At 47.6% G+C, this 6,879-nt stretch carries 5 protein-coding genes; 2 read left to right on the top strand and 3 right to left on the bottom strand.

Going from position 1 to position 6,879, the window contains the following annotated elements:
• The coding region (locus QOR82_RS05790; protein WP_283583831.1) for an IS3 family transposase at positions 1–816 on the top strand (816 nt) is incomplete at its 5' end.
• 254 nt (positions 817–1,070) lie between these two features.
• Here QOR82_RS05790 and QOR82_RS05785 read toward each other — a convergent pair.
• The 3 genes from QOR82_RS05785 to QOR82_RS05775 are packed head-to-tail and all read right to left on the bottom strand — an operon-like array spanning position 1,071 to position 5,092.
• Positions 1,071–2,594, bottom strand: coding sequence for a BCCT family transporter (locus QOR82_RS05785; RefSeq protein WP_283583830.1), 1,524 nt, complete (start codon positions 2,592–2,594; stop codon positions 1,071–1,073).
• A complete protein-coding gene (locus tag QOR82_RS05780; RefSeq protein WP_283583829.1) occupies positions 2,581–3,327 on the bottom strand; it encodes an NTP transferase domain-containing protein in 747 nt (248 codons plus the stop codon). Before QOR82_RS05780 ends, QOR82_RS05785 begins: the two co-directional genes overlap by 14 nt.
• The gene (locus QOR82_RS05775; RefSeq protein WP_283583828.1) at positions 3,320–5,092 is read right to left on the bottom strand and encodes a phosphotransferase; all 1,773 of its coding nucleotides are present in this window, start codon (positions 5,090–5,092) and stop codon (positions 3,320–3,322) included. Before QOR82_RS05775 ends, QOR82_RS05780 begins: the two co-directional genes overlap by 8 nt.
• Before the next feature lie 204 nt (positions 5,093–5,296).
• Here QOR82_RS05775 and QOR82_RS05770 point away from each other — a divergent pair, with 204 nt between their 5' ends.
• Positions 5,297–6,877, top strand: a complete 1,581-nt coding sequence (locus QOR82_RS05770) for a peptide chain release factor 3 (RefSeq protein WP_283583827.1) — start codon at positions 5,297–5,299, stop codon at positions 6,875–6,877.
• Positions 6,878–6,879 lie beyond the last annotated feature (2 nt).

Genomic DNA, 6,879 nt, shown 5'->3' with positions numbered 1-6,879 from the left:
CCGATTTCGATGTCGACTTACCAATATTGGCAATTCAAGTTTGAACACCCCGATAAAGACGAAGAAGAACTCAAAGCAGTAATCAAAGGACTCTTTAACTACTATGAAGCCGAATATGGGGTCCGCCGGTTAAGTTCACAAGTTCGCGATTATTACCGGTTGATTGGTAAACAAGTTCCTAACCATAAACGTATTCAGCGTTTAATGCATGAAATGGGACTCAAGTGCACTAAATATAATCGACGAGTTCGTAAGTACGACTCATCTAAAGGCCCCAATGGTAAGAAAGCTAAAAATAAGCTCAATCGTCGCTTCATGAGTGATCGGAAGTACCAGAAAATGGTTTGTGATATTACCGAGCTAAAGGCAGGAAATGGGAAGAAAGTCTATCTGGAAATCATCAAAGACCTGGCAACTAAACAAGTACTTACTTGGGCAATCAGTGCACATCCAAACCTGCGGTTTGCTTTAACACCCTTACAAAAACTAATTCACCAACTGCCGCAGACTGGATATCAGATTACTTTACATACTGATCAAGGATGGCATTACCAACATCGTGTTTGGCGCAAACTGCTACGTAAAGGAAGAATTAGGCAAAGCATGTCTCATCGAGCAACCTGTTTAGATAATGCGGCTTGTGAGACCGTTTTTAGTAAGCTAAAAGCAGAGATTGGAACTGATACGAGTTATCACAACCAGGATGAACTCATTCAAGCAATTGAAGAATGGCTACATTTCTATAATGAACGGCGCATTCAAACAAAACTAGGCAACCAAACACCGTATCAATATGAACAGTGTCTAGTTGCCTAGAAAAAATATTTATTCAATTATCAAGCCAGAATATTCAACTTCCAACTTTTTGGGTACACGTCATTTACAGTTCTAAGGGGGATTTTTATTTATTATGGTTTGAAAAGTGTTAAGCTGTCGCTCGACAAACAATTGATAGTTTAGGTTTAGGACTAAAGCGCAAAGTTGGTGCATAATCTCTGTCAGCATTGCTAGTTTGCGATTAACCTTGCACCAGAAAGCAGGTTGCAAAACAATAAGATTTCTGTTTCAGGTTACAGAGATTCTTTCTTGCTCGATTCTAGTAGATTTTTGATAAACGAAGCCAAAATGGTCAATAAGATTATGCCGATCGGAAAAGCCGCAATAATGGCCACTGATTGCAAGCCATAGATCGAACTGTGCATCAGGATTAGGGCAATTGGCAACAGAATGAAGGTAATTGCCCAGAACACACGGACGCGCTTATCAGGCTCCACATCAGGGGCTAGATAATGATAAGAATATGACGACACGACCATTGTGATTCCATCAAACACGGTTGAATAAAGTCCCACCATCGTCAGCACAAGCAACAGTAAAGCCAAGCTGGAATGGGGCAGGGTCTGAAAGACCGAGATGATGGATTGAGCATAAGGAATATGATGGGCAACATCCTGCAGGACGTGAACACGGCTAGTCAACTGTTGGCTAATCCCATATCCACCCAATGACAGAAATGAGATGTAGGTCCCAGCTAATCCCCAGGCATAACCGCCAAAAACGACGTTGCGAATGGTGCGTCCCCGACTGATCATGGCAATGAAAAAGGGGGTCGCGACACTCCAAACCATCCAGTAAGACCAGTAGTAGACCGTCCAGTTTTGCATGAATTGGTGTTTTAAACTCGGCCGGGTAATTGCGGCCATGGCTGGGAAGTTTTTAACTAGACTTGCCAGTGAATGCAAGCCATTTTCAATAATGAATTTCTCCTGCCCACCAGCCAGGAAGAAGTACAGAACCAAGGCGATGAAAAAGAAGGAGCAAAGCGTCGCTAAACGGGAAATGCCGTTGGTCCCGAAAATTACCGTGATGGTGTAAATAGTCGCTACCAGTAGGAGCATAATGATAGATAGGTACAAGCCGTCAGGGACATGAAAAACTTTGCTGATAGCTGCCGACAACAGGGGCATCGACATCGAGAAGGTCGTGGCGGTACCGGCAATCAAGGCGACGATCGCGATAAAATCGATGATTCGGCCGGGCAAGTGGTCAACCCACTTGCCCAGGAGTGGTCGACATGCTTCGGAGAAACGTTGATTACCGTCCTTTTTGACGTGCAGCATATAGCCGAAAGCAACGGCAAGCATGATGTAAAACCCCCAGGCCAGTGGTCCCCAGTGAAAAAGTGAATAGGTGAGACCAAAGTTGCGTAACCCAGCCGGCTGTTGCTTAATGTAAGGGTCATTGCCGTACATGGCCCATTCAGAAAGGGAGTAGAAGATGACGTCAGCTGACATCGTCGAGGTGAAGATCATCGAACCCCAGCGCAGCGTGGGATAGCGGGGGTGATCATCATTGCCTAGGCGGACTTTCCCGTATTTCGAGCAGGCCACAATAATGCTAGTTGCAAAGAAAGTAATCGCAACCCACAGGTAAAAGTTCATGAAGGTATTACCCAGGAAATATCGGACTGCTTTTAGGAAGTTAGTCGACTGCACGGGCCAAGCAATTAAAATTAAACAGAGGATAATCACCGTCATGATAGGGGCGGCCATCGTCCGAATATTGAGTTGCTGGCGAAGGTTATTCTTTTTCATGTTCTTCCTTCTTTAAATCAAGGTAGCTTTGGTAGCGGGGCTCGATATTCACCAGGTCTTCGAGTCGATCAATTTCGCGGACGTCGCTGGACTGCATTGGGTAAATCGTCAGGTCGAATTGGTCTGGATAACAGAAAATGGCGACGTCATCCCAGTAGATGTCAGTGTGGTGCTTGTCGATAAATTCATGTTTCAGACACTTTTTCAATTTCAGGCAGTCTGCATGATTCCAACGGGAAACACTGTATAACCGCCAGCCACGTTGGCCGCCGTCACGATCACAGTGGGTGACTTGGCGGTCATCATTGACGGTCAACAGCCATTCGTCGGTCTGGCCAGGGGTCCACACACAGTTGTAACCGGAACGGTCAAAGTCGGGTTGAAGAACGGTCGGATTATTGATGATCTGATCACCATCGAGGATGATTGTGCCATCAAGGTACTCACGAGCGACATAGAGGGACGAGATGTTGTTTGCTCTGTCGAAGTAGGGATTGTCGATCAAATGAATCCCGGGAAACTTGCCCGGCAGGTACTGATAGTGGTCCTTGAGGTAGCCGACGACGATGTAGATCTCACTAATGCCATTTTGGTGGAGGGCAGCGATTACCGATTCGATCATCGGCTGGCCCCCCACTTCGATCAAGGGCTTCGGCGTTGTCAGGCTGAGGGGCCGCATCCGGGTGCCAAAACCGGCAGCCATAATAATAGCGTTTTTGACGTGGTTAGTCATTGCTTTGTCCTTCTTTCATTCGTTGCAGTGCAAGTTGCGAGTAATTTTTGGCGAAACGGTACTGGGCTAGCGAGTAAGAGCCAAAGTCGAGGCCGAGGGTCTGCTTGTATTCGCACCAGTTGCTCCAGAGCAATCCAGCTGCTGCCAAATAGCCGTAGATTTTTGTTCGGTTGGTAGCAGAGCATTGACCGTGGAAGTAGCAATCGATCAGTTTGTCGACGGCGGGGCGGTCGTACATCGAATAGGCCGCAAACATTGCAATATCCAGATGTGGATCCTGCATCCCGGCATATTCCCAATCGATCAGCCGCAACTCTTCAGCCTTATTGCCATTCTTGACGAAGAGGAAGTTGTCGGCATTGGCGTCGATGTGGCAGAGCGTCCACTGACTGCGATGCTGTTGAAGATAGGGGCGCAGTGCTTGGACGGCTTCTTTGGTTTGCTGGTAGTCTCGGTAGGCGGAAGCTTGACCGCGGAGTTGTTCATAGAAGTCGATTTGCCCAAAGAGGTCGAATTGGTGGTCCACTTTGAGATTCTTCTCGTGAAAATGCCGGAGAAAATCCATGCATCGCTGGACGTCATCCCAGTTTTGCGCATCACAATTGCGTGAATGGGGAATAAAACGACTCAGCTTGTAGCCGTTGTCCGGATCAAAATAGAGGACCGGTTCAGCGATATGGAGAGGCTGAATGGCTTTGTAGACAGCGGCTTCATGTTTACGGTTGATTAATTTATTGGTGCCGGCACCGGGGATCCGCATAATGTAGCGCCGATCGTCTACTGAAAATTTGAAGGAACGGTTGGTCATCCCTTTTTTGAGGACCTCGATGTGGTGAATCTGCTGGCGTTGGATGCCTAGCTGCTTCGTGATGATATCAATAGCCTGGTTGTTTAAGTGATCTGAGTTGGCATCGAGGTTGAGCAGCTCTTCGTAGGTATTGATTTCGGCAAAATGGTTCTGATCGATGATGTTCGATGACATTTGATCCCAGCCGGTCTCAACGAGGGCACTTTCCCAGAAATTGTTATTATACTGGGATGATTGAGCGTCCTTCATCAATTGGGGAGCGAAGGATTGTGCCAGATTGTCCGTTAGGTAGGCAATGCCGACGGGAATGTTGCCAGGATGACGAGCATCGCTTCGGTTAAACTTGCGGGCCTTGGTTGAGTACCATGGCTGCTCGTCCTTGCTTTGGCTGCTGACCATGTACCAAGGATATAATTCAAAGGGATGAAAAGGGTTCTCCTTGAGCCAGACGTCACTCGGAATGATATAGGAGTTGTGGAGGTGTTGGGAATTGACGAGTGCGAGGGAAAAGAGGTTATTAAACTCGTGATAGTGAGAATTGACAATTAAATTGACACCGTATTTATCTGTCAAAAATTCAAAATGTTCTTTCATAAAGCCGACGATCACGTCAATCTGCTTGACCCCGACCGCATGTAATTGTTGAATTAAACGCTCGATCAGAGTTTGCCCATGTACCTGGAGCAGGCCCTTTGGCTGCTCGGTATTGATTGGCACCATCCGCATTCCATAACCGGCAGCCAGAATTACGGCGTGCTGGGGCTGGCCGCTTTGCAATAATGTTTGTGTCTTTGGGGTTGCGCGATTGTCAGCCGTTAGCCATCGCTCAGCTTTCAGTTGTTTGAGATTTTGGTTGATCTTGCCAAGCGAGAAACCTGTCAATTTTGCCAGTTGCCGCTGGTTGTTGCAACGGTTGAGCAATAACGCCTGCAAGATGATTGCTTGTGATCTGTTCAATTTTATGTCCTCACTTATTTTTTTGAACGTTAACCTCATTATGCTGGAGCGCCCCCAAGAAGTCAATCGTCTTTGGTAAAACTTCCCGGGAAATGTTTACAATATTTCTCGATCTCCATATAATTATTCTGTTTAAGGGCATCAAGCCGGGAATTTAAATAATTAATTGAAAATTGAAAGTTGAATAAATAGGAAAGGATAATTATGACAAGTCAAAAACAACTAGCTGAAGCCGTTAATAAACGGCGGACTTTTGCGATCATCTCCCACCCAGACGCCGGGAAAACGACTATTACGGAACAGATGCTGCTCTTTGGGGGCGTAGTCCGGGAAGCCGGGACGGTCAAGGCCCGCAAGACGGGCAATTTTGCCAAATCTGACTGGATGGCTATCGAACAAAAGCGGGGAATCTCCGTTACCAGTTCGGTGATGCAATTCGATTTTGAAGGCAAACGGATCAACATCCTGGACACCCCAGGACACGAAGATTTCTCGGAAGACACTTACCGGACCTTGATGGCGGTGGACTCTGCTGTAATGGTCATCGATGCCGCCAAAGGGATTGAACCCCAGACCAAGAAGCTCTTCCAAATTTGTAAGATGCGGGGCATTCCGATCTTCACCTTTATGAACAAGCTGGACCGGGATTCCCGGGATCCACTGGACCTGTGCAATGAAGTCGAAAATGTGCTGGGCATTGAGACTTATCCGATGAACTGGCCGATCGGTATGGGCCGTGGCTTCATGGGAATTTACGACCGCTATAACAAGCGAGTCGCCTTGACTCATCCCGAAGACGAGCACCATCCTTATCTTCCGCTGGGCGACGATGGTCAGGTCCAGGGTGATAACCCCCTGGCTGGTGATGATGCTTGGCAAGAAGCCGTCGACGGGATGGAGCTGGTGGAAGCAGCCGGCAATGAATTCAGTCCTGAAAAGATCGCAGCTGGGGATCAGACCCCTGTCTTCTTCGGTTCAGCTTTGACCAATTTTGGGGTGCGGACTTTCCTTCAAACTTACCTGAAATTTGCGCCGGCCCCGACGAGTCATAAGCAAGAAGATGGCGAAGCGGTGGAACCACTGGATCCGGAATTCTCAGGTTTTGTCTTCAAGATTCAAGCCAACATGAACCCGCGGCACCGGGACCGGATTGCTTTTGTGCGGATCTGCTCGGGTGAGTTCGATAAGGGGATGGACGTGACCCTAGAGCGGACGAAGCAAAAGCTACGCTTGTCGAACGTAACGGAGTTCATGGCCAACACCCGGGAAAACGTTGACAAGGCGGTGGCCGGTGACATTATCGGCTTGTACGACACTGGCAACTTCCAAATTGGGGACTCAATTTATACCGGCAAGCAGGATATCAAGTTTGAAAAGCTGCCACAGTTTACGCCAGAACTCTTTGTGCGGGTTAATGCCAAGAACGTGATGAAACAAAAATCTTTCCATAAGGGAATCAACCAGCTGGTTCAAGAAGGAGCGGTTCAACTCTACCGTTCCTGGGGGACGAATGACTATATTCTCGGCGCGGTCGGTCAATTGCAGTTTGAAGTCTTCCAGTTCCGGATGAAGAACGAGTACAATTCGGAAGTGATCATGGAACCGCTGGGTCATAAGACAGCGCGCTGGGTCGATCCCGACCAGTTAGATCCGAAGATGGCTTCTTCACGAAACATGTTGGTAAGAGACATCAACGACCAACCGCTCTTCCTCTTTGAAAACGACTTTGCCGAAAATTGGTTCAAGCAGAAGTATCCAGACGTCAAATTGACAGCCCGGCTATAACT

The sequence above is a fragment of the Limosilactobacillus difficilis genome (assembly GCF_947387495.1).
GTDB lineage: Bacteria > Bacillota > Bacilli > Lactobacillales > Lactobacillaceae > Limosilactobacillus > Limosilactobacillus difficilis.
The sequence above is the reverse complement of the archived record's forward strand: the minus strand, read 5'-3'. Positions and strand labels throughout refer to the sequence as shown.

Bases quoted from the DNA above. Each gene is read 5' to 3' on its own strand.
- QOR82_RS05785 (WP_283583830.1), bottom strand. From the start codon at position 2,594: ATGAAAAAGAATAACCTTCGCCAGCAACTCAATATTCGGACGATGGCC.
- QOR82_RS05780 (WP_283583829.1), bottom strand. From the start codon at position 3,327: ATGACTAACCACGTCAAAAACGCTATTATTATGGCTGCCGGTTTTGGC.
- QOR82_RS05770 (WP_283583827.1), top strand. From the start codon at position 5,297: ATGACAAGTCAAAAACAACTAGCTGAAGCCGTTAATAAACGGCGGACT.